This window comes from Vibrio aestuarianus (assembly GCF_012395185.1).
Classification (GTDB): domain Bacteria; phylum Pseudomonadota; class Gammaproteobacteria; order Enterobacterales; family Vibrionaceae; genus Vibrio; species Vibrio aestuarianus.
On the sequence record NZ_JAAZTU010000108.1, the window covers coordinates 1 to 1,123 of the forward strand.

1 protein-coding gene is annotated in these 1,123 nt (G+C 37.6%); it reads right to left on the minus strand.

Features of this window, described 5'->3' with window-relative positions; translation table 11 throughout:
- Positions 1 to 87: 87 nt before the first annotated feature.
- A partial coding sequence (locus tag HGG78_RS18835; protein WP_172533829.1) for a type IV pilus secretin PilQ occupies positions 88 to 1,123 on the minus strand: 1,036 nt, incomplete at its 5' end.

Sequence of the window (1,123 nt, forward strand, 5' to 3'; positions counted from 1 at the left end):
ATATAAGATTATATATATTTTTTCTCTTATCTAGAAATTCAAGCTTTTCAGGGTGGCTATATTGCCATATTGAATCCATTATGATTTTCATTTTTTCGTATCTACCCTGACAATCAAAGCAACAATGTTTTTTGAGTCTGAGTCATGCATAGATTTACCCACTAGCCCTGTAAAATCACCTCGATTTTGCTGTTCTTCTGTAAATATTGCGGCAACCATTTCTTTGCCTTCTTCTATAATTAGGTTGTTTATATTCTCGTTTCGTGAAATATCCGGCAACTGAACAGAGTCAGCATCATCACCAAATGAAGCTATTTTATTCAATCGTTTCCTTGAATAACCCATGGTGATATTAATTCTACCATCAGTGAGAACTTCAGGAACGATCATAAATGACATCCCTGTTTCTAGAGTATCTGTTGATACTGTTTGTGCGGCCTCATTGCCGTCATCGCCAGGTACTCGGGTAATACTGCTAACATAACCGACTTCGTTTACTGCATTAACAGGAACGGGTTTGCCATTTAAACTAACCGCAACACCTTCACTCACAATTTTAGCACCACTGCGAAGTAATTCGGCCGTTAACGATCCACCAATACCATGGTCTTTATCAATAGCATAACCAAATAACACTGAGCTTACATCGTTACCACCAAAACCATTACTTGCCGAGCCATTTATGCCAACCGTTGAATTTCCACCTTGAATATCAGCACCTAAAACTTGCAACGTTTTTTGGTCAATTGTCACAATTTTATACGATATTTTAACCTCTGTAGAGGCTAGCTTATTGTAGCTATTGACAAATTTCCTCACGCTGTCTAGCTCATTTTTTGATCCCGTCGCAGACAGTTGAGAAAATTCCTGAAAAATAGAATATTTAAATGACTCACTGCCGTCAGCGATAGAATCTAGGTAACTTTGTACCTCACTCCACAAATCAACTGTTCCTCCGATAGCAATTGAACCAGAAAAACCACTGCCGCCGCCGCCGTCAGCAACTTGTGAACCAAAAGCATACTGTGACTCGTTTTTCAAATAACGAGAATTGTAAAGCTTATATATTTGAGTCTTACTACTTCTTTTTACGATTTTATTTTTATCGATATCAATAAAAACA